18 protein-coding genes are annotated in these 23,803 nt (G+C 62.2%); 11 read left to right on the forward strand and 7 right to left on the reverse strand.

Translation table 11 applies throughout. The annotated features are described in order from the left end of the window. Window positions 1-8: 8 nt before the first annotated feature. Both JBE38_RS20695 and JBE38_RS20700 read left to right on the forward strand, forming a co-directional pair. Window positions 9-530: a DUF3299 domain-containing protein gene (locus JBE38_RS20695; RefSeq protein ID WP_060755267.1), complete on the forward strand. Its 522-nt coding sequence runs from the start codon at window positions 9-11 to the stop codon at window positions 528-530. Window positions 531-625: 95 nt separating this feature from the next. After that, window positions 626-1,324 carry an OmpW/AlkL family protein gene (locus tag JBE38_RS20700; protein ID WP_060755268.1) on the forward strand — a complete coding sequence of 233 codons (699 nt, stop codon included), beginning with the start codon at window positions 626-628 and terminating at the stop codon, window positions 1,322-1,324. 153 nt (window positions 1,325-1,477) lie between these two features. Here the strand turns inward: JBE38_RS20700 and JBE38_RS20705 are convergent, their stop codons facing one another. After that, the gene (locus JBE38_RS20705; RefSeq protein WP_205345019.1) at window positions 1,478-2,362 is read right to left on the reverse strand and encodes a sugar nucleotide-binding protein; all 885 of its coding nucleotides are present in this window, start codon (window positions 2,360-2,362) and stop codon (window positions 1,478-1,480) included. Between the two features lie 142 nt (window positions 2,363-2,504). Here JBE38_RS20705 and JBE38_RS20710 point away from each other — a divergent pair, with 142 nt between their 5' ends. After that, the gene (locus JBE38_RS20710) at window positions 2,505-6,752 is read left to right on the forward strand and encodes an Lhr family helicase (RefSeq protein WP_205345020.1); all 4,248 of its coding nucleotides are present in this window, start codon (window positions 2,505-2,507) and stop codon (window positions 6,750-6,752) included. Window positions 6,753-6,816: 64 nt separating this feature from the next. Here JBE38_RS20710 and JBE38_RS20715 read toward each other — a convergent pair whose 3' ends face one another. After that, complete coding sequence (locus JBE38_RS20715) at window positions 6,817-8,934, reverse strand: mechanosensitive ion channel family protein (RefSeq protein WP_205345021.1); 2,118 nt, start codon at window positions 8,932-8,934, stop codon at window positions 6,817-6,819. A 173-nt stretch (window positions 8,935-9,107) separates the two neighbouring features. On the opposite strand from JBE38_RS20715, the gene JBE38_RS20720 reads away from it, so the two are divergent. From JBE38_RS20720 to JBE38_RS20740, 5 genes are all read left to right on the forward strand, one after another. Further along, the gene (locus tag JBE38_RS20720) at window positions 9,108-10,310 is read left to right on the forward strand and encodes an MFS transporter (RefSeq protein ID WP_090365582.1); all 1,203 of its coding nucleotides are present in this window, start codon (window positions 9,108-9,110) and stop codon (window positions 10,308-10,310) included. A 147-nt stretch (window positions 10,311-10,457) separates the two neighbouring features. Next, entirely contained in the window at window positions 10,458-11,384 is a 927-nt protein-coding gene (locus JBE38_RS20725; RefSeq protein WP_205345022.1) for a DUF72 domain-containing protein, read from the forward strand. Next, window positions 11,381-12,157, forward strand: coding sequence for an endonuclease/exonuclease/phosphatase family protein (locus JBE38_RS20730; RefSeq protein WP_205345023.1), 777 nt, complete (start codon window positions 11,381-11,383; stop codon window positions 12,155-12,157). The genes JBE38_RS20725 and JBE38_RS20730 overlap by 4 nt, the downstream gene beginning before the upstream one ends. Beyond that, window positions 12,154-13,416, forward strand: coding sequence for a cardiolipin synthase ClsB (gene clsB, locus JBE38_RS20735; RefSeq protein WP_205345024.1), 1,263 nt, complete (start codon window positions 12,154-12,156; stop codon window positions 13,414-13,416). The genes JBE38_RS20730 and clsB overlap by 4 nt, the downstream gene beginning before the upstream one ends. Next, on the forward strand, window positions 13,406-14,362 hold the full coding sequence (locus JBE38_RS20740) for a lysylphosphatidylglycerol synthase domain-containing protein (protein ID WP_090365575.1): 957 nt from the start codon (window positions 13,406-13,408) through the stop codon (window positions 14,360-14,362). The genes clsB and JBE38_RS20740 overlap by 11 nt, the downstream gene beginning before the upstream one ends. Window positions 14,363-14,367: 5 nt before the next feature. Here the strand turns inward: JBE38_RS20740 and JBE38_RS20745 are convergent, their stop codons facing one another. Together JBE38_RS20745 and JBE38_RS20750 are read right to left on the reverse strand one after the other, a co-directional pair. Next, complete coding sequence (locus tag JBE38_RS20745; RefSeq protein ID WP_090365574.1) at window positions 14,368-15,123, reverse strand: alpha/beta hydrolase family protein; 756 nt, start codon at window positions 15,121-15,123, stop codon at window positions 14,368-14,370. Beyond that, a complete protein-coding gene (locus JBE38_RS20750) occupies window positions 15,113-16,222 on the reverse strand; it encodes a DUF3182 family protein (protein WP_205345025.1) in 1,110 nt (369 codons plus the stop codon). Before JBE38_RS20750 ends, JBE38_RS20745 begins: the two co-directional genes overlap by 11 nt. Window positions 16,223-16,429: 207 nt before the next feature. Here JBE38_RS20750 and JBE38_RS20755 point away from each other — a divergent pair, with 207 nt between their 5' ends. Then, window positions 16,430-16,993 (forward strand): cysteine hydrolase family protein, encoded by a 564-nt coding sequence (locus JBE38_RS20755; RefSeq protein WP_205345026.1) that lies wholly within the window; start codon window positions 16,430-16,432, stop codon window positions 16,991-16,993. Window positions 16,994-17,014: 21 nt separating this feature from the next. Here JBE38_RS20755 and tam read toward each other — a convergent pair whose 3' ends face one another. Then, entirely contained in the window at window positions 17,015-17,776 is a 762-nt protein-coding gene (gene tam, locus JBE38_RS20760) for a trans-aconitate 2-methyltransferase (protein ID WP_205345027.1), read from the reverse strand. Window positions 17,777-17,877: 101 nt separating this feature from the next. Between tam and JBE38_RS20765 the strand changes: the two genes are divergently transcribed. Further along, window positions 17,878-18,786 (forward strand): LysR family transcriptional regulator, encoded by a 909-nt coding sequence (locus JBE38_RS20765; RefSeq protein WP_205345028.1) that lies wholly within the window; start codon window positions 17,878-17,880, stop codon window positions 18,784-18,786. A gap of 69 nt (window positions 18,787-18,855) precedes the next feature. Here JBE38_RS20765 and JBE38_RS20770 read toward each other — a convergent pair whose 3' ends face one another. Beyond that, window positions 18,856-19,371 (reverse strand): single-stranded DNA-binding protein, encoded by a 516-nt coding sequence (locus JBE38_RS20770; protein WP_003232445.1) that lies wholly within the window; start codon window positions 19,369-19,371, stop codon window positions 18,856-18,858. Between the two features lie 9 nt (window positions 19,372-19,380). Next, window positions 19,381-20,775, reverse strand: a complete 1,395-nt coding sequence (locus tag JBE38_RS20775; RefSeq protein ID WP_205345029.1) for an MFS transporter — start codon at window positions 20,773-20,775, stop codon at window positions 19,381-19,383. Window positions 20,776-20,953: 178 nt separating this feature from the next. On the opposite strand from JBE38_RS20775, the gene uvrA reads away from it, so the two are divergent. Further along, window positions 20,954-23,788 carry an excinuclease ABC subunit UvrA gene (gene uvrA, locus JBE38_RS20780; RefSeq protein ID WP_198762267.1) on the forward strand — a complete coding sequence of 945 codons (2,835 nt, stop codon included), beginning with the start codon at window positions 20,954-20,956 and terminating at the stop codon, window positions 23,786-23,788. Window positions 23,789-23,803: the final 15 nt, after the last annotated feature.

Raw genomic sequence — 23,803 nt, forward strand, 5'->3', positions numbered from 1 at the left:
AGGCTTCGATGCGTCGTGCCCTGTTTGCGCTGTTGCTGCTGGTGAGCGTGCCCGCCTGGTCCGCCGACCAGCCCAAGGACCTGTCCTGGCAGGAGATGATCCCGCCGGATGCGCCACCGGAAATCCCCAACATGAAACCGTTGCACGACCTGTCGAACATGGCCGATGCCTTGTCGGTCGAGGCCGCGCCCGCGGCCAAGCAGGAACTGCCCAACGCGCCGGTAGTGCAAAGCCTGGACGGCCAGCATATCCGCTTGCCGGGCTATATCGTGCCGCTGGAAGTCAGCGAAGAAGGCCGCACCACCGAGTTTCTGCTGGTGCCATATTTCGGCGCGTGCATTCACGTACCGCCGCCGCCGTCGAACCAGATCGTGCATGTGAAAAGCGAAATCGGCGTGAAGCTCGATGAGCTCTACCAACCGTATTGGATCGAGGGTTCAATGCAGGTCAAACCCTCCACCAGCGAGTTGGCGGATGCCGGTTACCAAATGGATGCCGAGAAGATTTACGTCTACGAACTGCCGGACTAGCGCTGATTGCCCATTCATTGAGCTGAGTCAAAAGATCGAACGGAACGATCTTTACCATTGGACGTACAACTTTTAAACGTCCTTTTGGAGCTCCCATGAACAAGTCCCTGCTCGGCGCGTCCCTCTTCGCGCTCGCCCTCGCCGCCCCTGCCGTCCACGCTCACGAAGCGGGCGACATTCTGGTTCGCGCCGGTGCTATCACCGTGAACCCGAAGGCTGACAGCGGCCACGTGAAAGTTGACCAGGGCCCATTGGCGGGCACCAACCTGGGCGGCAAGGCGACCATGAGCAGCGACACCCAGCTGGGCTTGAACTTCGCCTACATGCTGACCAACCACGTCGGTATCGAACTGCTGGCCGCCACTCCGTTCGAGCATGACGTGAAGATCAAGAACACCGCCCTGGGCGCCGCCAACGGCAAGCTCGGCACCTTGAAACACCTGCCGCCGACCCTCAGCGTCGTGTACTACCCGCTGGACAGCAAGTCGGCGTTCCAACCCTACGTGGGCGCTGGTATCAACTACACCTGGATCTACGACGAACACGTCGGCAGCCGTGCACAGCAAGCCGGTTTCAGCAACTTCAAGGCCGAGAATTCCTGGGGCTGGGCCGCGCAGATCGGCGCCGACTACATGATCAACGACAAGTGGATGATCAACGCCCAGGCCCGCTACATCGACATCAGCACCAAGGCGACCGTGGACAACAACGCGCTGGGCCAAGGCACTCGCGCCAAGGTGAATGTGGACGTGGACCCGATGGTCTACATGGTGGGTATCGGCTACAAGTTCTAAGCAACACCGTATCACCCTGTGGGAGGGGATTGTGGGAGGGGGCTTGCTCCCGATCGCGGTGCATCAGTCAAATGTATATTGGCTGACGCACTGCAATCGGGGGCAAGCCCCCTCCCACATTTGGAGCTTTCCCACATGGGGTTTTGTGGTGGGTCAGGTGTGGCGGTAATAGCGGTCCAGCAATGCCGGCAGCCCCGCCCGCCACGCCCTTGGCTTGATGCCGAAGGTGTGCAGGATTTTCTTGCAGGCCAGCACCGCATGTTGCGGTTCATCGCTCGCATCCGGCCGTGCCGCGTGGGCCTGAGCGGTGGGCGATTCGATGGTCAGCGCGTGATAATTGCGCGCTTCGGTGAGGATCGCCTGGCCCAGGGCCAACGGCGTGGTCGCCTCTTGGCCGGCGTAGTGATAGGTGCCCCACAGCGGTGCCGCGCAATCGAGTTGCTTGAGCACTGAAATGATCACCCGCGCAGCGTCATCCACCGGCGTCGGGTTGCCGCGACGGTCGTCCGCCATCAACAACTCATCGGTTTTTTCGGCACGGGCCAGAAAGCGCCCCAGGGTGCCCTCCACACTGTCATCCAGCAGCCAGCCAAAACGCAGCAACACATGCTGCGGGCAGGTCGCGCGCACGCTCTGTTCAATACGCCATAACGCCTGGCCGCGAAGGCCCAAAGGCACCGGCTCGTCTTTTTCGCTGTAGGCGGTGGCGCGGGAACCGTCGAACACGCGGTAGCTGGACGGTTGCAGCAAGGTGATGCCGTGGTGCTGGCACAGTTCAGCCAGGCGTTCGATGGCGAACTCCTGGGCGGCCAGACGGCTTTCGCTGACGGCCTCGGCCTGGAACCAGTCGAAATAGTAGGCGAGGTTGATCAACGCATCGGGACGGGTGTCGTCGAGCAGTTGGGTGAGGCTCGCGGCATCCCAGCCATCTTGGGGCGGTTTGGGTGCGAGGAAACCGATGTCTTCCTCTGCACCGAGGCGAATCAGCGCCTGCCCGAGGGCATTCCCGCCGCCCAGTAACATAAGGCGCATTCGCATAGATTGAGCAGGCCCGGTCTGTGTGGAACGAAGGTTTTTGGATATTTGTAAGAATCGTTGCATTTTGCGGGTTTATCGCGCAACCGTCACGGATAAAAGTGTGGGGTTGCAACTTGTCGGGGCCGGCGCCATAACTGAGCGCATGAACCTTCCTGAATCCACGGACACGGCCCTGGACGGCTTCCACCCCGCCGTCAGCGCCTGGTTCCGCAATACCTTCCCCTCGGCGACCGATGCGCAGGCACAGGCCTGGCCGCTGATCCGCCAGCGTCGCTCGACCCTGATCGCCGCGCCCACCGGCTCCGGCAAGACGCTGACCGCCTTCCTGGCGGTACTCGATGACCTCGTCCATCAGGGCCTGGCCCATGGCGGGCAACTGCCGGATGCAACGCTGGTGGTGTATGTGTCGCCGCTCAAGGCGCTGTCCAACGACATCCAGATCAACCTGCAAAACCCCTTGGCGGGCATCACCGCACAGTTACAGCGCCAGGGCCTGCCGCCATTGGTGATCCGCACCGCCGTGCGCACCGGCGACACCCCGCAGAAAGACCGCGCCCTGATGCGCAAGCGTCCACCGCATATCCTGGTGACCACCCCCGAATCGCTGTATGTGCTGCTGGGCTCGGACTCCGGCCGGCAGATGCTGGGCAGCACCCGCACGGTGATCGTCGATGAGATCCACGCCATTGCCGCCAGCAAGCGCGGCAGTCACCTGGCGTTAAGCCTGGAGCGCCTGCAAGGGCTGTGCACCGAACCGCTGACGCGGATCGGCCTGTCGGCCACGCAAAAACCTATCGAGGCGGTCTCGCGCTTTCTGGTGGGCACGGGCCGCGCGTGCGCCATCGTCGATATCGGCCATGCACGGGCTCGCGACCTGGATATCGAAGTGCCGCCAGTGCCGCTCTCGGCAGTGATGGCCAACGATGTGTGGGAATTGGTCTACGACCGCCTCGCCACACTGGCCCGCGAACACCGCACCACCCTGATATTCGTCAATACCCGGCGCCTGGCCGAACGCCTGGCGCGGCATTTGAGCGAGCGCCTGGGCAAGGCTGCCGTGGCCGCGCACCATGGCAGCCTGGCCAAGGAGCTGCGCCTGGACGCCGAGCAGCGGCTCAAGGCCGGCGAGTTGCAAGTACTGATTGCCACGGCGTCGCTGGAACTGGGCATTGATATCGGCGACGTGGACCTGGTGTGCCAGATCGGCTCACCCGGTTCGATCAACGGCTTTCTGCAACGGGTTGGCCGTTCCGGGCATCAGGTCGGCGGCACGCCCAAGGGCCGTCTGTTTGCCACTACCCGCGATGACTTGATCGAATGCGCCGCCCTGCTCGACTGCGTCAGGCGGGGCGAGCTGGATACGCTGCAGATTCCCGTGGCGCCGCTGGACGTACTGGCCCAGCAGATCATCGCCGAAGTCAGCGCCCAGGAATGGCCGGAACAGGCGCTGCTCGACCTGGTTCGTCGTGCCTCACCCTACGCCGCGCTGGATGAGCGCCATTATCAGGCGCTGCTGCATATGCTCAGCGACGGCTATAACGGGCGCCAAGGCATCCGCAGCGCCTACCTGCACCGCGACGCGGTCACCCATACCCTGCGCGGTCGCCGGGGCGCCCGGCTGACGGCCGTCACCAGCGGCGGCACCATCCCCGACAACGCCGACTACAGCGTGCTGCTCGAACCCCAGGGCTTGAATATCGGCAGCGTCAATGAGGACTTCGCGGTGGAAAGCATCGCCGGGGATATCTTTCAGCTCGGCAATACGTCCTACCGAATTGTGCGCGTGGACGCCGGCAAGGTGCGCGTCGAGGATGCCCACGGCCAGCCACCGACCATTCCTTTCTGGCTCGGCGAAGCGCCTGGGCGCAGCAACGAGCTGTCGGCGGCGGTGGCGCGCTTGCAGGGGCAACTGGACGCCCTGCTCGGCGCCAGCCCGGGCGACTTGCAAGCCGCGCTGGGCTGGCTCACCGACACCCTCGGCCTGAACCGCGCCAGCGCCGAGCAGATTCTCGATTACCTGGCCCGCGCGCGCCTGGCACTGAGTGCCTTGCCGTCCCAGGACACGTTGATCATGGAGCGCTTTTTCGACGAGTCCGGCGGCACTCAACTGATCATCCACACACCGTTCGGCAGCCGCCTCAACCGCGCCTGGGGCCTGGCCCTGCGCAAGCGGTTTTGTCGCACGTTCAATTTCGAGTTGCAGGCCGCCGCCAGTGAAAATGCCATCGTGCTGTCGCTGTCCACCAGCCACAGCTTTGCGCTGGATGAGGTGTGGCGGTATCTCAACAGCCACAGCGCCGAGCACATCCTGATCCAGGCCGTGCTGGATGCGCCGTTGTTCGGCGTGCGCTGGCGCTGGAACGCCGGCGTGGCCCTGGCGTTGCCGAGGTTTACCGGTGGGCGCAAGGTGGCGCCGCAGATCCAGCGCATGAAAAGCGAAGACCTGATCGCCAGCGTGTTCCCCGACCAGATCGCCTGCCTGGAGAACCTGGCCGGGGAGCGCGAAGTCCCCGACCACCCACTGGTCGAACAAACCCTCGACGACTGCCTGCACGAAGCCATGGACAGCGATGCCTGGCTGGCCCTGCTGCGACGCATGGAGCGCGGCGAGGTGCGCCTGATCAGCCGCGACCTGCCGGCGCCCTCGCCCATGGCCGCCGAAATCCTCAGCGCCCGCCCCTACACCTTTCTCGACGACGCCCCGCTGGAAGAACGCCGCACCCAGGCTGTACTCAACCGGCGCTGGAGCGACCCGCAGAGCACCGACGACCTCGGTGCGCTGGACGCCGACGCTATCGCCGGCGTGCGTGAAGAAGCCTGGCCGGCGCCCAACGGCCCGGATGAAATGCATGAGGCACTGATGAGCCTGGCGTGTATCGCCGCCCGTGAAATCACGCCGCAATGGGCCGCGTGGCTGCAGGCCTTGGCCCAGGCTGGGCGCGCCTATCCGTTGCCCAACGGCCTGTGGGTGGCCGTGGAGCGCTTGAGTTGCTTGCAGTCGATCTATCCCGGCAACTGGCCGCTGCTGCCGGGCTTCGATGAACCCTGGAGCTATGATGAAGCGGTGGTAGAAGTGCTGCGCGCACGCCTGGGCGGATTCGGCCCATTGAGCCTGAGCGAAATCGCCGCGCCCCTGGAACTGCCGGTGAGCGATGTCACCCAGGCACTGGCGCGTCTGGAGCAGGAAGGCTATGTGCTGCGCGGTCGCTTCAGCCCCGGCGCCAACGCGGAACAATGGTGCGAACGGCATTTGCTCGCGCGCATTCATCGCTACACGGTCAAGCGCCTGCGCCGCGAAATCGAACCGGTGGCGTTGCAGGACTTCATGCGTTTTCTGTTTGATTGGCAGCACCTGTCCACCGCCACACGCGGCCAGGGCAGCGCCATGTTGGCGCAAGTCATGGCCCAGTTCGAAGGCTATGCCGCAGCCGCATCCGCCTGGGACACCGACTTGCTCAGCGCGCGACTCAAGGACTACACCTGCACCTGGCTCGATGAACTGTGCCGCAGCGGCAAGCTGGTGTGGATGCGTTTGAGTAACAAGGCCAGCGCCAGCGCATTGCGCAGTACCCCGGTCGTGCTGTTGCCCCGCAGCCAGGCGCCATTGTGGAGTGGGCTGACCGAACTGACCGACAGCGCGACGTTGTCGCCCAAGGCGCAGAAAGTCCACCAAGCCCTGCGTGAACAGGGCGCGCTGTTTTTTGATGAACTGGTGCATGAAGCTCACCTGCTGCGCAGTGAACTGGAAACCGCATTGCAGGAACTGGTGGGTGCCGGGTTGGTGAATGCCGACAGCTTTGCCGGGCTGCGTGCGCTGACCACGCCCGCCAGCAAACGCCAGGCGCGCAGCAGCCGGCGCGGGCGTGGCGCCTTTGTCGGTGGCATGGACGATGCCGGCCGTTGGGCCTTGGTGCGCCGCTCAACCAGCGCCGCCGGCGCGCATTCGGCCGAAACGCTGGAGCATGTAGCGATGACGCTGCTGCGCCGTTATGGCGTGGTGTTCTGGCGTTTGCTGGAGCGCGAGGCGGAGTGGCTGCCGAGCTGGCGAGAGTTGCTGCGCACCTTTCACCGGCTGGAGGCGCGTGGGGAAATCCGAGGCGGACGCTTTGTCAGTGGCTTGGCGGGGGAACAGTTTGCGTTGCCGGAGGCGATCCCGTTACTGCGCGAAGTACGCCGCAGGCCACACGACGGCAGCCTGGTTGCCGTATGTGGCGCGGACCCGTTGAACCTGGTCGGTACCCTGTTGCCGGGTAGCAAGGTGCCGGCACTGAGTGGGAACCGGATCGTGTACCGCGACGGGTTGCCCGCAGCGGTGCTGGTGAGTGGCAAGCAGCAACTGCTGGTGGATACGGATCAGCAGGCGGTGCAGGAGAAGTTGATCAGGCATTGAAATGGGGGGCCTCATCGGGAGCAAGCCCCCTCCCACAAGGGGAATGCCGGAAAAAACGACCCGGTCATTGAGGGCGCGGTTGTTCGGTCAGCACCCCTGACGCCGGTGCCTCTTCATCCGGCTCATCCACCTGGGCGTTGCGCTTGGGCAACAGAACCTGCTGTGGATAAGTTTGCGCGAAGTGCACCTGCGCACAGTTATCCACAAGCTTTTTCAGGCGCTGGTTGAACGCACGGCTGACGGCATATTGGCCGCCCGACACCGTGCGGAACTGCGCAGTGAGCACCACGCCATTGAGGTCCATCTTGTCGACGCCGAAGACCTCCAGCGGCCCTTGCAGGTTGTACTTGAGGAACACGTCATCACGGATCGACTGGCCGGCCTCGCGGATCAGCTCCACGGCTTTATCCACGTCGGTGTCGTAGGTGAACTGCACCGAGAAGAACGCATAGGCAAATTGCCGCGACTGGTTGGTGACCGCCTTGATCTGCCCGAACGGCACCGAGTGCACAAAGCCTTTACCGTCGCGCAGGCGCAGGGTTCGGATGGTCAGCCCCTCGACCGTACCGGCGTGGCCGGAGTCCAGCACCACCCAATCGCCAATCGACAGGGTGTCTTCGATGATGATGAACAGGCCGGTGATCACGTCCTGCACCAATTGTTGGGAGCCAAAACCGATGGCCAGGCCGACCACACCGGCACCCGCCAACAGCGGCGCGACGTTGATCCCCAGATTGGCCATGGTGGTGATTGCGCAGATCACCACCAGGATGATTTTCACCGCATTGCGCAGCAGCGGCAGGATGGTTTTGACCCGCGTGCTCGGCTGGCGGCCGGAACGCTTGTTCACCGGTGGCTTCAACGCTTCCTGGATCGCCGTATCGAGGACCACCCAGAACAGCCAGGTCACCAGCAGGATCAGGCCGATACTGCTCAAGGAGTCACTGATCGCCCGGCCGACCGAGTTGCGCTGGGCAAATTCAAACAACGACAGGCCCCAGATACGCCCGAGAATTTCGATAAACGCGATGGCCATGACAATGCGCAGGATCGCGTGCAACAGGCTGAGGAAGCGCTCCTTGTAGGCGCTGCTGCGCTGGATCGCCACTTGGCTGCGAGACTTGAACAGGTGTTGCAGCACCGTACTGAGGAATACCGTGCCAATCAGCAAGATCGTGGTGAACAAGGCGCAGCGCAGGGCCTTCTGACTATCGTCGCCGGCGCCGATCAGGTTGATCGCCGAGACCAGCACCATCAACAGGATCGGCCAGTACCACAAGCCGGAAAACACCCGCAGCGATTGTTGCAGCGCCGGGTGTTTCAGGCGCTGGGCCAATGGCCGATTGCGAATCAAATGGGCCACCGGACGCCGTAGGCGTATCACCAGTACGCCAAAGATCACCGTGGCAAACAGCCCCGTGAACACCGCAATGCTGCTGGTGATATTGCCGCCCAGTTGCCGGGCGATCTGCGGGCTGGTCAAGGCATCGCTGAGGGCGGCCAGAAAGCCGATCAGGAACAACGGCCTGGGCGAGTAACCGCGAATAATCCGCACGGCCGCACGCTTATGCCCGACGTTGAACATGACGATGACGCACAACAACATCGAGGTGGAAAAAATGCCGCTGCTGGTGGCATAGGCGAAACACAGCGCCAGCGCACGCCCCACGGACGAGGGTAAAAAGTGGCTGACATACAGCGTCAGTGGCAGGCACACCAATGCCGGCAGGGTGTAGGGCAGCACGTACCCCAACAGCGCTTGCAGGCGCCCGCGCCGCTCAATGAAGCGCCGGCGACTCAAGCGCCGTACGATCAAGCGTCCCAGCAGCATCAACAGCGCAAAGGCGCCGCCCCATACCCCGGACAGCAGCAGGAAATCCCCGGCCACGCTCCACGGCGAGCGCTGGGCGGTCTGGTCGACCAGGCGCCCGACCTCATCCGCCGCACGGTCGGCGCGAAGCCGCCAGGCATCGATGAGGTTTTGATTGAGGTCGAGTTTGTCTTGCACGTCGTCGATGCTCGAGCTGATGGCGCCGAGCAAGCCTCCTTCCACCAACAGTTCCGGCTTGGCCGGTTCGGCAGGCGCCGCCGCCTGAGCCGGCGCAGTTGTGGCAGCTTGCAGCACGCCGTTGCCGAACAACAGCAGCGCACCGAGCAGTAATGCGGTCTTGAGAGTGGGCAAAACAGCGGCTCCTTCAGCAGGGTCTGTAAGGAACTGACGGGTTTGCGCCCTGATCGTTCCCCTCGCCTTACTTTTGCGCACGAGGCAAATATCAAATGCCAATCCTTGGCTTTTTCCGCACAAGCCAAACCCAGACACTGCGCTCCTGAATCAAACCCACCGGAGTTGCAGCCATGCCCATTGCCTTGCTCGCGCTGACCCTCAGCGCTTTCGCCATCGGGACGACCGAGTTCGTCATCGTTGGCCTGTTACCTACCATCGGCACCGACCTGGGTGTCGACCTGCCGTCCGCCGGCTTGTTGGTCAGCCTCTACGCCCTGGGCGTCGCCATCGGCGCGCCGGTGCTCACCGCCCTCACCGGCAAAGTGCCGCGCAAATTGCTGCTGCTGTCGTTGATGGTGCTGTTCACCCTCGGCAACCTGCTGGCCTGGCAGGCGCCGAGTTATGAGTCCCTGGTGCTGGCGCGGATCGTCACCGGCCTGGCCCATGGCGTGTTTTTCTCGATCGGCTCGACCATCGCCACCAGCCTTGTGCCCAAGGAAAAAGCCGCCAGCGCAATCGCCATCATGTTTACCGGCTTGACCGTCGCCCTGGTCACCGGCGTACCGCTGGGCACCTTCATCGGCCAGCATTTCGGCTGGCGTGAAACCTTCCTGGCCGTCTCGGCCCTGGGCGTCATCGCGTTTATCGGCAGCCTGATCTATGTGCCGAAAAACATCAGCCACAGCAAACCCGCGTCACTGCTGCAACAACTGCAAGTGCTCCAGCAACCGCGCCTGCTGCTGGTGTATGCCATGACCGCCATCGGCTACGGCGGCTCGTTTATCGCGTTCACCTTCCTGGCGCCGATCCTTCAGGATATCTCTGGCTTCAGCGCCAGCACGGTGAGCCTGGTGCTGCTGGTGTACGGCGTTTCGGTGGCCGCCGGGAATATCTGGGGCGGCAAGCTTGCCGATAAACGCGGCCCCATCAGTGCATTGAAAATCATCTTCGCCCTGCTCGCGGCGGTGTTGTTCATGCTGACGTTCACCGCAGCGAGCCCGTGGCTGGCCCTGGCCACCGTACTGGTGTGGGGCGCGGTCGCCTTCGGTAACGTGCCGGGCCTGCAGGTGTATGTGGTGCGCCAGGCTGAGCATCACACCCCGCAAGCGGTGGATGTGGCATCGGGGCTGAATATCGCCGCGTTTAACCTGGGTATCGCCGGTGGCGCCTGGGGCGGAGGTTTGATCGTGGCGCATATGGGGCTGATCCACACGGCCTGGATCGGTGGCCTGGTGGTGCTGGTGGCATTGGCACTGACGGCATGGAGTGGCCGACTGGACCGGTTGGGGCCGGTGTATGCCGAGTCGTCGAACCCTGTCGTCGCCGGGCACTGAAGCCGTCGCAGCGCAAACGCCAGGGAGAGCGGGCTTGCTCGCTCCCTCCTGGGTATGTGCCGTCTGTAGGAACGGGGAAACTTTCCGCCGAGTCTCTCAGTCATCCCTGAACAGCGGTCAACCGACCCATCATTCACGGGAGCAACCATGGCGGCGATACACATCGGCATTTCCGGCTGGCGCTACAAGCCTTGGCGCGGGGATTTCTACCCCGAGGGGCTGACCCAGAAACGTGAGTTGCAGTTTGCGTCACGCGCCGTCAACAGCATCGAAATCAACGGCTCGTTCTACGCGCTGCAAACTCCCAAGCGCTACGCCGAGTGGTATGCGCAGACGCCTGAAGACTTCCAGTTCAGCGTCAAGGCGCCGCGCTATATCACGCATATCCTGCGCCTGCGCGAGGTGCACAAGGCGATGGCCAATTTCTTCGCCTCAGGGGTACTGGAGCTGAAAGAAAAGCTTGGGCCGATCCTCTGGCAGTTCCCGCCCAGCTTCCAGTTCGACCCGCCACTGTTCGAAGCCTTCCTGGCCGAATTACCCACCGATACCCAACAAGCCGCCGCCCTCGCCCGCCAGCATGAGCCGCGCCTGAATGGCAAGGCGAGCATGCAACCCCATGGCAAGCGAGCGTTGCGCCACGCCGTGGAGATTCGCCATAAAAGCTTTGCGGTACCGGAGTTCGTGCAGATGCTGGCGACACACGGCGTGGCGCTGGTGGTCGCAGACACCGCCGGCAAGTGGCCCTATCTCGAAGACGTCACCGCCAATTTCCTTTACCTGCGCTTGCACGGCGACAAAAAGCTGTACGCCAGCGGCTACAGCGACGAAGCCCTCAAGCGTTGGGGCGATCGCATCGACTGCTGGGCGCAGGGCAAGCAACCGGCGGATGCGCATCTGGTCGCCCCGCAACGCAAGCCCCGCGCCCTTAAACAGCGCGAGGTCTTCTGCTTTTTCGACAATGACATCAAGGTGCGTGCGCCCTTTGATGCACGCCAATTGCTGCAGCGTTTCGGGCTGGACAAACACCTGGTGACAACGCCCGGCACATTGCCGGAGCCGGGGGTGTTGCCATGACCCATGCGGAGCTGGTCCCTACCCCACCCACCACGGCCATCACGCATTTCACGGTGCTGACGGTGAATATCCACAAGGGCTTCACCGCGCTGAATCGACGCTTCATCCTGCCCGAGCTGCGTGAAGCGGTGCGCAGCGTCGGCGCCGATATGGTGTTCCTGCAGGAAATCCACGGCACGCACGAACGCCACCCCCAGCGCTACAGCGACTGGCCGAATATGCCGCAGTACGAGTTCCTCGCCGACAGCATCTGGCCGCAGTTCGCTTACGGGCGCAATGCGGTCTACCCCCATGGCGATCACGGCAACGCACTGTTGTCGAAATTCCAGATCGTGCGCTACGACAACCTCGATATCTCGCAAAGCGGGCATGAAAACCGTGGCCTGCTGCATTGCGTGCTGCGCTTGCCGGGCACCGGGCAGGAAGTGCACGCGATCTGCATTCATTTAGGTTTGCGTGAGGTGCATCGCCAGCAGCAATTGCGCTTGCTGGAGCAGCGCATCAGCGAGATTCCCGCCACGGCGCCGCTGGTGGTGGCAGGCGATTTCAACGACTGGCGCCAGAAGGCCGACCTGAGCCAGAGCGGCCTTCAGGAAGTCTTCGTGCAAGCCCTGGGCAAGCCGGCGCGCACATTTCCTGCACGCCTGCCTTTGCTGCCATTGGACCGAATTTACGTGCGCAATTTGAAGGTGCATAACCCCCGGGTACTGACGACACGGCCGTGGTCTCACCTCTCGGACCATGTGCCGCTGTCGGTGGAGATCGAACTATGACCGTTGCCATAGAGCATATTTCCACTGACCAGCCGCCAGACGAAGCCAAGGCCCGCGACCTGGATTACGGCTGGCAGAGCGGTAACCAGATCGAGTTGCTGGAGAACGGCGAGGCGTACTTTCCACGGGTCTTCGATGCCTTGCGTAACGCGCGACGGGAGATCCTGCTGGAGACCTTCATCCTCTTCGAAGACAAGGTCGGCCATGAGCTCAAGGCCGTGCTGATCGAGGCCGCGAACCGTGGGGTGAAGGTAGTGGCCAGCCTGGATGGGTTTGGTTGCGGCGAGCTGAGCCCGGCGTTCCTGGGGGAACTGGCCGAGGCCGGAGTGGTGGTGCAGATGTTCGACCCGGCGGCCAAGACGCTGGGCATTCGCACCAATTGGTTTCGTCGCCTGCACCGCAAGATTGTGGTGGTGGATGCCGAAGTCGGGTTCATCGGCGGCATCAATTTCTCTGCCGATCACTTGGGTGATTATGGCCCCGAGGCCAAGCAGGATTATGCGCTGCGCATTATCGGGCCGGCGGTGGCGGACCTGCATCATTTCGCACTTGCGCAAAGTGGTCGCCAGGTACGCACGCGCCGCGGCTGGCGGCGGCGCCAGCAGAGGCCGTCGCTGTGGCACACCGAAAACGGCGATGGCCAGGTGCGCCTGATTTACCGCGATAACGTGCAGCACCGCGATGACATCGAAGAAGCCTACATCTACGCATTGAGCCAGGCACAACAGCGCGTGGTGATCGCCAACGCCTACTTTTTCCCTGGCTATCGCCTGTTGCGCGAAATCCGCAATGCCGCGCGCCGGGGCGTGCACGTGCAACTGATCATGCAGGGCCAGCCTGACGTGCTGTTGGCCAAACTGGCGGCGCGCACGCTCTATGGTTATCTGCTCAAGGACGGCGTGGTGATTCACGAGTACTGCGAGCGCCCGCTGCACGGCAAGGTGGCGCTGGTGGATGACGACTGGAGCACCGTGGGCTCAAGCAATCTGGACCCGCTGAGCCTGGCATTGAACCTGGAAGCCAATGTGCTGATCCGCGATCGTGCATTCAATCAGCATCTGTATGAGCGCCTGGAAAACCTGGCCAACAACCATTGCCGCACCCTGCCGGAAAACCGCAAGCAGCGCCTGTGGCTCTGGCGTTTGACCGTCGGGTTCCTGGTGTTTCATGTGATGCGGCATTTCCCGGCGCTGGCAGGCCGGTTGCCGAAACACAAGCCTCGACTCGAACCTTTTGAGGTCCAGCACCATGACATCTGATGCCCAAGGTTCGCGGTTCAAGCGCTGGAAAAAACCGCTGACCATCGCCTTTTTCCTGTTGCTGATCGTGCTGTTCACCTTGCTCGCACGGCGTATCGATTGGAGCGAAGTGGTCCAGACCCTGGGCGACTTCAAAGTGCGCACACTGGTGATCGCCAGCGCGCTGACGCTGTGCAGTTTCCTGGTGTACGCCAGCTTCGACCTGATCGGTCGCACCTATATTCGCCAGCCCCTGGTGTGGAAGCAGATTTTGCCGGTGGGCATCATCAGCTACGCGTTCAACCTCAACCTGAGCGCCTGGGTTGGCGGTATCGCCATGCGTTACCGGCTGTATTCGCGGCTGGGGGTCAGCACCGCCAATATTGCCAAGATCCTCGGCCTCAGCCTGGCGACCAACTGGTTCGGCTACATGGCGATAGCCGGGGTGATTTTCAGCAGCGGGCTGGTCAGCATGCCGCCCGGCTGGAAAGTCAGCAGTGCTGCGCTGCAAGGCATTGGTGCTGTGTTGGTGCTGGTCAGCCTCGGGTATCTGCTGGCCTGCCGGTATTCGAAAAAACGCGCCTGGACGATTCGCGGCATGGAAATCAACCTGCCGTCCCTGCGCATGGCGTGCTTGCAGTTAATGTTGGGGGCGCTGAACTGGTCGCTGATGGCTGCGGTGATCTTCACCCTGCTACCGGCCAAACTGGACTACCCACTGGTGCTGGGCGTGCTGCTGATCAGCGCGATTGCCGGGGTGCTCACCCATATACCGGCCGGGCTGGGCGTACTGGAAGCGGTGTTCATTGCGCTGATGCAGCATGAGGCGTCGCGGGGCAGCTTGCTGGCGGGGTTGATCGCCTATCGGGCCATCTACTTTATTGTGCCGCTGTTGATCGCGCTGATGATGTACCTCGCCGTGGAAGCCAAGGCCAAGGCGCTCAGGGTCAAGAAGACACCCGCATGAACGCTCTACGGGGACTGGATGATACTCAACCGTTCGCCCACCACCATCTCGGTGACCCAGTCCACCAGGATTGAGGTGTAGGCCTGCTGGGACACCGGATCGCTGAGGGAATGGTCGGCCCCATCGATGATGCGATGCGTCAGGGAATGCGTGTGCTGGCACGCCGCCCGGTAGCTCATGATCGTCGCGTGGGGCACATGGTCATCGGTTTCCGATTCGACAATCAGTACATCCCCGGTAAACACGGAGCACGCGTGCAAGGCGCGATTGGTCTCGGCGTGAACCAGCGTACTGCGGTAATCCATCAGGTCGGCCTTATCCAGATCGCGTTTGGGCTTGAGCCATTCCTGGTCGCGGTACAGCGCAGGCACGCGCAGCGCCAGCCAGCGCACGGGGCGCAACGAGGTGAGTATCGCCGCGAGGTAGCCGCCGTAGCTGGTGCCCACCACGGCCACGGCCGAGGTATCGATTGCCGGGTGCGCCAGTAACCGATCGTAGGCCGCCAGCAGGTCGCGCAGGTTGTCTTCACGGGTCACTCGCGCCAATGGAATGCCACTACCGGCGTGGCCGCGCAGGTCGAAGGTCAGGCACACACATCCCAGGCCGGCAATGCCTTTGGCGCGTTCAAGGTCGCGCTCCTGGCTACCGCCCCAGCCGTGCACAAACAATACCCCGGGTACTTTGGACTTGGGGCTCAGGAACGTAGCGCTCATCTGTTCGTCGTCAATGTCGATCGCAATGCTTTCGCTTCTAGCCGTCATAAGTTTTAACCGTCACGTACTTGAGAAGAAATTCGCTGTTTTGCGCCGGGCCGCGATACACCTCGATGGCGTCGGCGGGCAGCGGTTGGTCCTCGTAGGTTTCCACTGAGGACACACGGATCGCGCGCAGGCCGGGGTCGTTGATAAACGTTTGCAGGGCGGCGACTTCCGCACTGCTGGCCCCGCCCATGCGCCAGGATTGTTCAAGCACACCACTGCGACGCTGGCCATCGTTGTCCAGGCCCTGGGCGATGTCGTAGTTGCGCCGTGAAGCATAAAAACCGGGGTACGCCTCATCGGCCGCCGTGTCGAAAACCCTGGCTTGTACGATGGCTTCGCGCACGTCATCGGACAGTTCGAGCTGCAACAAGTCGTCGTAGCCTCCGGGTACCACCAACAGGTTGGAGCCGCCGTAGACGTCTTCGCCCTGTCCGTCTCGGGTCAGGTACTGCTCGCCGCAGTAGCTCAACACGTGACCGGCGATAAAACTCTGCCCCACGCTGTGGGTGACCACATCGTGCAGGTCCTGCTCCAGCACCATGCCTTCACTGAAACGTTGCGCGGCGTCAGGCCGTGCCAGCACCGCGTCGAATTCATCCACGCTGTGGATAACTTCCTGGCCACGCCCCGCGCAGGCATGCACGGGTTTCATGCGAATGGGCCCTCTGTAGAGCAAACGGGTCGCTGCAGGTCGTGCGTCTTCCAAGGCAAAGACACTCAAGCCGTCCAATACGACGGTTCGCGCACGCTCGCAGAACAGCGTTGACCAACCTTCGGGGGTTTTGGCTTGCGGGCTGAGCACACCATGACTGATGGCTTTGGTGCAGATGAAATCGTGATCGACGTAGCCGCCCCACAGATCTTCCGGGCCATGGACATTGAGTGCGCGTGCCTGGGCCTGGCCCACCAGGGTTTGTGTGGGTAAAAGGTACAAGGCTCGTCCGGCATGCAACTCGGGGTCGTAGCTGCCACCGAATCTGAGCCCCAGAATCTGCGCCAGCCAGCGTGCCAGGGCACGGTTGGTTTCCACCTCGTGCAACGGCGCGCCCTCGCGTGTGGAGTGAGCGACTACCAGCCTCTTGCGTTGAATCGGGGTCATGCGTCCCCCTTGGCCATCCCGCCATGTATGTGAGGATAAGGTTGCAGGGATCACGCCAAGGCGCGCTGAAAAAGGACGTTTGTGAAATCAAGCAGTTGCAAAGAAAGCGATGGCAGTTAGCCTGTTTTATTCTGCACGACGCCGCTTTAAGGTGGTGGCGTTCTGCACGATTCTGCGCAGCCCATCATCCATCGCGAGGCAACACACATGGTCAAGCAAGCACTCATCCTGATCGATATCCAGAATGACTATTTCCCCCAGGGTAAGTGGCCGCTTGACGGCGTGGAGACTGCGGCGGACAAGGCCGCACAGGTGCTGCAGGCGTTTCGCCAGAAAGGCGATGCGGTGATCCATGTGCGTCACGAGTTCACCTCCGACGACGCTCCGTTCTTCACGCCGGGCTCCGAGGGTGCCCACCTGCACAGCAAAGTGCTGAATGAGGGCAACGAGCCGGTGGTACTCAAACACTTTGTGAACGCCTTTCGCCAGACTGACCTGCGCACCCTGCTGGAACAGCGCAGCATCACCGAACTGGTGGTGGTCGGCAGCATGAGCCATATGTGCATCGACGGCGTGGTACGGGCTGCCGCAGACCTGGGGTACAAGGTCACGGTGATTCATGATGCCTGTGCGACACGGGACCTGGAGTTCAACGGCCAGCTGATTCCAGCGGCGCAGGTGCATGGGGCCTACATGGCGTCGCTGGCATTTGGTTATGCCGCCATGATGTCGGCGGATGAGTACCTGGAGGCGCAAGCGGCGGCGGTGTGACCACCACTTGGCGTGGTTGCGTCAGCGGGTTGCGATAATGAACAGGCGCGGAAACGGCAGCAGCACGGTGCCATCGCCCAGGGCTGGGTAAGCCTGGGTAATCCGCGCCGTGTATTGCTGGAGGAAGTCAGCCCTTTCATCCTCGCTCAAAGGCGCGAGGAACGGCCTGAGGGCAGAGCCCTTGAACCACTCCACCACCGCGGCATGATCCGCCAATGGGTGCTGGTAGGTGGTGCGCCATACATCCACGGTGCTGCAATGTTTGCTCAGCAGTTCGTAGTAGTAGCTCGCGGTGTGGCGTTCATTGTGTTTGACCGCGCCGATCTTGGCGGACCACGGGCCAGCGGCCGCCACTTCGCGGGCAAGCCGGTGGGCGGGTTCATCGAGGTTGTCCGGTGTCTGCACCGCCAGCGTGCCACCGGGCGTCAGTTGCCGAACCAGATGCGGGTAAAGCGTGGCGTGGTCGGGCAGCCATTGCAGGGACGCGTTAGCCAAAATCACATCGAAGGTTTGCGCAGGTTTCCAATCACCGATATCCGCCCGTTCGAAGTTCAGCGCGGGCAGCCGTTGACGGGCGTCCTTCAGCATGTCATCGGAGTTGTCCATACCGGTAATGCGAGCCTGCGGGTAGCGCTCGGCCAACACTTCAGTGGAGTTGCCAGGGCCACAGCCCAGGTCGACGGCATTGCGCACTTGGGTATTGGGAATAGCCGCGACGAGATCGCGCACCGGACGTGTGCGCTGTTGTTCGAACATCGTGTATTGCTTGGCTGACCAGGTCATCGCGGCTTTCCTTCTTTTTGAGGTTGGCCACAGCCTAAATCTTGTGAGCCATGATAACAAATGCCAGGATTGAAGCTCTCCCATACCTTGAAAGTATCCCAATGTTGGAACTGCGCCAGCTCAAAGCCTTCGTCGCTATCGCTGAAGAAGGCTATATCACCCGCGCCGCCGAACGCCTGGGCATGCAACAGCCACCCTTGACGCGGATGCTGCAAAGCCTTGAGGCCCAGCTGGGGGTGAGCTTGATGGAGCGTTTACCGCGTGGCGTGCGCCCCACCACTGCCGGCCTGGCCTTGTTGGATGAGGCGCGGGAAATACTGGCTCAGGCAGAGGGGCTGGCCGACGTCGTGCGCCGAGCCGCGCATGGTGAACGTGGCCGCCTGGCGATCGGATTTACCAGTTCTGCAGCCCTGCACCCGTTTGTACCCAGTGTATTGCGGCTGTTTCGCGAAACCTTTGTCGGCGTCTCGGTGGTGCTGGAGGAAGCGGGCACCGGCGAACTAATGGATGCGTTGGTGCACGAGAAACTCGACGCGGCGTTTATCCGCTCGCCGCTCAGCGGGACGCAGTCGCTGCAGGACGAACCGATTCTGGTAGAGCCCATGCTGCTGGCGCTGCCGACAGACCACCCCTTGGCAATCGCTCCAGCCTCGCCCCTGCCATTGGCGGCATTGGCGACCGAGTCCTTCGTGCTGTATCGCCGTCGCGTGGGGTTGGGGTTGTATGACGCGATCCTGGTGGCCTGTCGTGAAGCCGGGTTCAGCCCGCAGGTGGTCCAGGAAGCACCGCGCATGACCGCGACCTTGAGCCTGGTGGCGGCAGGACTCGGAGTGTCGATTGTACCGGCGTCGATGCAGCGGCTGCGGGGCGACGGCATCGTCTATCGGGAGCTGACGGAGTGCCAGAGCCTGGTGGCGCCGTTGCACCTGGCAACGCGGATCGGTGACGGTTCGGCGGTCTTGGGCCGGTTCAAGGAGATGGTGGTGACAGCGGCGTCGACGGAAGCGTGATCAACGGCAATAAAAAACCCCCGGGAGGTTTAGCCATCGGGGGTTTTGTGTGCTTGGGGTCTTCAGACCTTAGAACGGGATATCGTCATCAAAGCTGTCGAAATCCGGAGCCGGCTGCGGTGCGGCCTGTTGTGGCGCAGGGCGCGACTCACGCTGTGGCTGCTGGCTTGGCTGCGGACGCGACTGCTGTGGGCGCGGCGCCGAGTTGGACATGCCGCCCTGGCCCTGTTGGTCGCCCTGTGGACGGCCGCCCAGCAGTTGCATGGTGCCTTGCATGTCGACCACGATTTCGGTGGTGTAACGCTTGATGCCGTCTTTTTCCCACTCGCGGGTTTGCAGTTTGCCTTCGATGTAGACCTGCGAACCTTTGCGCAGGTACTCACCGGCGATCTCTGCCACCTTGCCGAACATCGACACACGGTGCCATTCGGTTTTCTCGACCTTCTGGCCGGTCTGCTTGTCGGTCCACTGTTCGCTGGTCGCCAGACTCAGGTTGGTCACGGCATTACCGTTAGGCAAGTAGCGAACTTCGGGATCCTGGCCGCATGTACCGACCAATATGACTTTGTTAACCCCACGGGCCATAACGTTCTCCTAGGCTGGGCGCGCTGTCGGCACTGGGTTGACCAGTTGCTCGAGCGTCGCGCGATCCAATAATTCGGTGTCCAATTTGATGTAGATGGCGGCTTCTTCAGCAACAATCACGGCATCGGTAACCCCGGTGACAGCCTTGAGGCGCTCAACCAGACCGGCTTCGCGGATCGCTTCTGGCGATAACGGCAAACGCAGGCTCGTCACATAGGGAGGTTCGCGCATGGTAACAGCAAAGGCCAGCCAGAGGGCAGCCAGACCTGCGCATCCCAGGAACACAACCGACAAACCGCCATGCTGGAACATCCAGCCACCCATGATGCCGCCCAGCGCAGAACCGAGGAACTGGCTGGTGGAATACACCCCCATCGCCGTGCCCTTGCCGCCGGCCGGTGAAACTTTACTGATCAGCGAAGGCAACGAGGCTTCCAGCAGGTTGAACGCGGTGAAGAACACCACCGTGCCGATCACCAGCGCCCGCAGGCTGTCGCCGAACTCCCAGAAGAATAGCTCAGTGAGCATCAGGGTCGTGACGGCGCCGAGTAAAACTCGTTTCATTTTGCGTTTCTTCTCGCCGTAGATGATGAACGGGATCATGGCGAAGAACGAAATCAACAGCGCGGTGAGGTAGACCCACCAGTGCTGCTCCTTGGGCAGGCCGGCTTTTTCGACCAGGGCCAGGGGCAGCGCGACGAAGCTGCACATCAGCATGGCGTGTAATACAAAGATACCTAAATCGAGGCGCAGCAGGTCCGGATGCTTGAGCGTCGGCAACAGCGCCTTGCGTGCGACACCCGATTCACGGTGCTGCAACGTGCCGGTGGACCGCGGCACCATGAACGCCACGATCACGATCCCGAACAACGCCATGCCGCCGGTGGCGAAGAACAACCCATGCAGGCCGAACGCGCGGGTCAGCAGCGGGCCGACCACCATGGCCACCGCAAACGACAGGCCGATGGTCATGCCGATCATGGCCATGGCTTTGGTGCGATGTTGTTCGCGGGTCAGGTCCGAGAGCAAGGCCATGACCGCAGCGGAAATGGCTCCGGCGCCTTGCAGGATGCGTCCGGCGATCACGCCCCAGATGGAATCGGACTGGGCCGCGAGCACACTGCCGAGGGCGAATACGATCAGCCCGAGGTAGATCACCGGGCGGCGGCCAATGCGGTCGGAAATGATCCCGAATGGAATCTGGAAAATCGCCTGGGTCAAGCCATAGGCGCCAATTGCCAGGCCGATCAAGGCCGGGGTCGCTCCTGCGAGATCCATTCCATAGGTCGCCAGCACCGGCAACACCATAAACATGCCAAGCATACGGAAGGCGAACACTAGGGCCAGACCGCTTGCCGCTCGGGTCTCGCCGCTACTCATGCGTTCGCTGTGGGGATCGTGCATGGAAAAACCTCGTGTGAACCGGCGGCGATTCTACCAGTCCCATCGATTGAGAGGGTATATGCGGCGCTTTGCCGCGCAGCTTTCATGTAAGGCTGCACCCGGCACTTTGACAGTGTATATTCATCCAGTCTTTAGCCGTATACTCCTGCATAATTTACGCCCGCCGTGCGAGGCCATCTTGGACAAGATCCTGATTCGTGGGGCTAGAACCCACAACCTGAAGAACATCGACCTGACCCTGCCGCGGGACAAACTGATCGTCATCACCGGCTTGTCCGGGTCCGGCAAATCGTCCCTGGCGTTCGACACGCTGTATGCCGAAGGCCAGCGGCGTTATGTGGAATCGCTGTCGGCGTATGCCCGGCAGTTCCTGTCCATGATGGAAAAACCCGACGTCGACACCATTGAAGGTCTGTCGCCGGCGATCTCCATCGAGCAGAAGTCGACGTCCCACAACCCGCGCTCCACCGTGGGCACCATCACCGAAATCTACGACTACCTGCGCTTGCTCTACGCACGGGTGGGTATCCCGCGTTGCCCGGACCACGATATTCCCTTGGAAGCCCAGACCGTCAGCCAGATGGTCGACCTGGTATTGGCCCAGCCGGAAGGCGCAAAACTGATGCTGCTGGCGCCGGTGATTCGTGAGCGCAAGGGTGAACACCTTTCCGTCTTCGAGGAACTGCGGGCCCAGGGTTTCGTGCGTGCGCGCATCAACGGCAAGCTTTATGAACTGGACGAAGCGCCGAAGCTCGACAAGCAGAAGAAGCACTCCATTGATGTAGTGGTCGACCGCTTCAAGGTGCGCGCGGATCTGCAACAGCGCCTGGCGGAATCGTTCGAGACGGCATTGAAGTTGGCGGATGGCATTGCCCTGGTGGCGCCGATGGACGACGAGCCGGGCGAAGAGATCATCTTTTCTGCGCGCTTCGCCTGCCCGATCTGTGGCCATGCCATCAGCGAACTGGAACCCAAGCTGTTTTCCTTCAACAACCCCGCCGGTGCCTGCCCGACCTGTGATGGCCTGGGGGTGAAGCAATTCTTCGACATCAAGCGTCTGGTCAACGGCGAACTGACCTTGGCGGAAGGGGCGATACGCGGCTGGGACAGGCGTAACGTCTATTACTTCCAGATGCTGGGGTCGCTGGCGTCGCACTATAAATTCAGCCTGGAAGTGCCGTTCAACCAGCTGCCGGCGGAGCAGCAGAAAGTCATCCTCCATGGCAGCGGCTCACAGAACGTCGACTTCAAATACCTGAATGACCGCGGCGATATCGTCAAACGCTCTCACCCGTTCGAAGGCATCGTGCCGAACCTGGAGCGTCGTTATCGCGAGACCGAGTCGGCCAGCGTGCGCGAAGAACTGGCGAAATTCCTCAGCACTCAACCCTGCCCGGACTGCCGGGGTACTCGCCTGCGTCGTGAGGCACGGCATGTGTGGGTCGGTGAGAAGACCTTGCCGGCGGTGACCAGCCTGCCGATCGGTGACGCCTGTGAGTACTTTGGTGTGCTTAAGCTGACGGGTCGTCGTGGGGAAATTGCCGACAAGATCCTCAAGGAAATTCGCGAGCGCTTGCAGTTCCTGGTCAACGTTGGCCTGGACTACCTCTCGCTGGACCGCAGTGCCGATACCTTGTCTGGCGGTGAAGCCCAACGGATTCGCCTCGCCAGCCAGATTGGTGCCGGCCTGGTGGGCGTGCTGTACATCCTCGATGAGCCGTCGATCGGCTTGCACCAGCGCGACAACGATCGCCTGCTGGGCACGCTGAAACACCTGCGGGATATCGGCAACACGGTGATTGTGGTCGAGCACGATGAAGATGCAATCCGTCTGGCGGACTACGTCGTCGACATTGGCCCGGGCGCAGGTGTGCACGGTGGGCATATTGTCGCCGAGGGCACGCCTGCCGAAGTCATGGACCACCCGGACTCGTTGACCGGCAAGTACCTGTCCGGCCGCGTGAAGATCGAAGTCCCGGCCAAGCGCACACCGCGCAACAAGAAGCTGGCGCTGCACCTCAAAGGCGCACGGGGTAATAACCTGCGCAACGTCGACCTGGAGATTCCGCTGGGCCTGCTGACCTGCGTGACTGGTGTTTCCGGCTCGGGTAAATCGACCCTGATCAACAATACGCTGTTCCCCTTGAGTGCCACCGCCCTGAACGGCGCGACCACCCTGGAAGCGGCCGCGCACGACAGCATCAAGGGTCTTGAGCATCTGGACAAGGTGGTCGATATTGACCAAAGCCCGATTGGCCGCACGCCGCGCTCCAACCCGGCGACCTACACCGGGTTGTTCACGCCCATTCGCGAGCTGTTTGCGGGCGTCCCGGAATCCCGCTCACGCGGCTACGGGCCTGGCCGGTTCTCGTTCAACGTCAAGGGCGGGCGCTGTGAAGCGTGCCAGGGCGATGGCTTGATCAAGGTCGAAATGCACTTCCTGCCGGACATCTACGTGCCGTGCGACGTGTGCAAGAGCAAGCGCTATAACCGCGAAACCCTGGAGATCAAGTACAAGGGCAAGAGCATTCATGAAACCCTGGAGATGACGATCGAGGAGGCGCGGGAGTTCTTTGACGCGGTTCCGGCATTGGCGCGCAAGCTCCAGACGCTGATGGATGTGGGCCTGTCGTACATCAAGCTGGGGCAATCGGCGACTACCTTGTCCGGCGGTGAAGCGCAGCGGGTGAAGTTGTCTCGCGAGCTGTCCAAGCGCGATACGGGCAAAACCCTGTATATCCTCGATGAGCCGACCACGGGTCTGCACTTCGCGGATATCCAACAACTGCTCGATGTGTTGCACCGTCTACGCGACCACGGCAATACCGTTGTAGTAATCGAACACAACCTCGACGTGATCAAGACTGCCGACTGGCTGGTAGACCTGGGGCCGGAAGGCGGCTCCAAGGGTGGCCAGATCATTGCAGTGGGCACACCGGAGCAGGTTTCCGAAATGCCGCAGTCACATACGGGCTACTACTTGAAGCCGTTGTTGACGCGCGACAAGGCCTGATTTATCGATACCATG

The sequence above is a fragment of the Pseudomonas sp. ICBG1301 genome, assembly GCF_016918385.1.
In the GTDB taxonomy this organism is placed as follows: Bacteria; Pseudomonadota; Gammaproteobacteria; order Pseudomonadales; family Pseudomonadaceae; genus Aquipseudomonas; species Aquipseudomonas palleroniana.

What these genes read in the sequence shown, in the direction of transcription:
- JBE38_RS20695 (WP_060755267.1), top strand. Translation starts at nt 9, where the DNA reads ATGCGTCGTGCCCTGTTTGCGCTGTTGCTGCTGGTGAGCGTGCCCGCC.
- JBE38_RS20700 (WP_060755268.1), top strand. Translation starts at nt 626, where the DNA reads ATGAACAAGTCCCTGCTCGGCGCGTCCCTCTTCGCGCTCGCCCTCGCC.
- JBE38_RS20705 (WP_205345019.1), bottom strand. Translation starts at nt 2,362, where the DNA reads ATGCGAATGCGCCTTATGTTACTGGGCGGCGGGAATGCCCTCGGGCAG.
- JBE38_RS20710 (WP_205345020.1), top strand. Translation starts at nt 2,505, where the DNA reads ATGAACCTTCCTGAATCCACGGACACGGCCCTGGACGGCTTCCACCCC.
- JBE38_RS20720 (WP_090365582.1), top strand. Translation starts at nt 9,108, where the DNA reads ATGCCCATTGCCTTGCTCGCGCTGACCCTCAGCGCTTTCGCCATCGGG.
- JBE38_RS20725 (WP_205345022.1), top strand. Translation starts at nt 10,458, where the DNA reads ATGGCGGCGATACACATCGGCATTTCCGGCTGGCGCTACAAGCCTTGG.
- JBE38_RS20730 (WP_205345023.1), top strand. Translation starts at nt 11,381, where the DNA reads ATGACCCATGCGGAGCTGGTCCCTACCCCACCCACCACGGCCATCACG.
- clsB (WP_205345024.1), top strand. Translation starts at nt 12,154, where the DNA reads ATGACCGTTGCCATAGAGCATATTTCCACTGACCAGCCGCCAGACGAA.
- JBE38_RS20740 (WP_090365575.1), top strand. Translation starts at nt 13,406, where the DNA reads ATGACATCTGATGCCCAAGGTTCGCGGTTCAAGCGCTGGAAAAAACCG.
- JBE38_RS20745 (WP_090365574.1), bottom strand. Translation starts at nt 15,123, where the DNA reads ATGACGGCTAGAAGCGAAAGCATTGCGATCGACATTGACGACGAACAG.
- JBE38_RS20750 (WP_205345025.1), bottom strand. Translation starts at nt 16,222, where the DNA reads ATGACCCCGATTCAACGCAAGAGGCTGGTAGTCGCTCACTCCACACGC.
- JBE38_RS20755 (WP_205345026.1), top strand. Translation starts at nt 16,430, where the DNA reads ATGGTCAAGCAAGCACTCATCCTGATCGATATCCAGAATGACTATTTC.
- tam (WP_205345027.1), bottom strand. Translation starts at nt 17,776, where the DNA reads ATGACCTGGTCAGCCAAGCAATACACGATGTTCGAACAACAGCGCACA.
- JBE38_RS20765 (WP_205345028.1), top strand. Translation starts at nt 17,878, where the DNA reads ATGTTGGAACTGCGCCAGCTCAAAGCCTTCGTCGCTATCGCTGAAGAA.
- JBE38_RS20770 (WP_003232445.1), bottom strand. Translation starts at nt 19,371, where the DNA reads ATGGCCCGTGGGGTTAACAAAGTCATATTGGTCGGTACATGCGGCCAG.
- JBE38_RS20775 (WP_205345029.1), bottom strand. Translation starts at nt 20,775, where the DNA reads ATGCACGATCCCCACAGCGAACGCATGAGTAGCGGCGAGACCCGAGCG.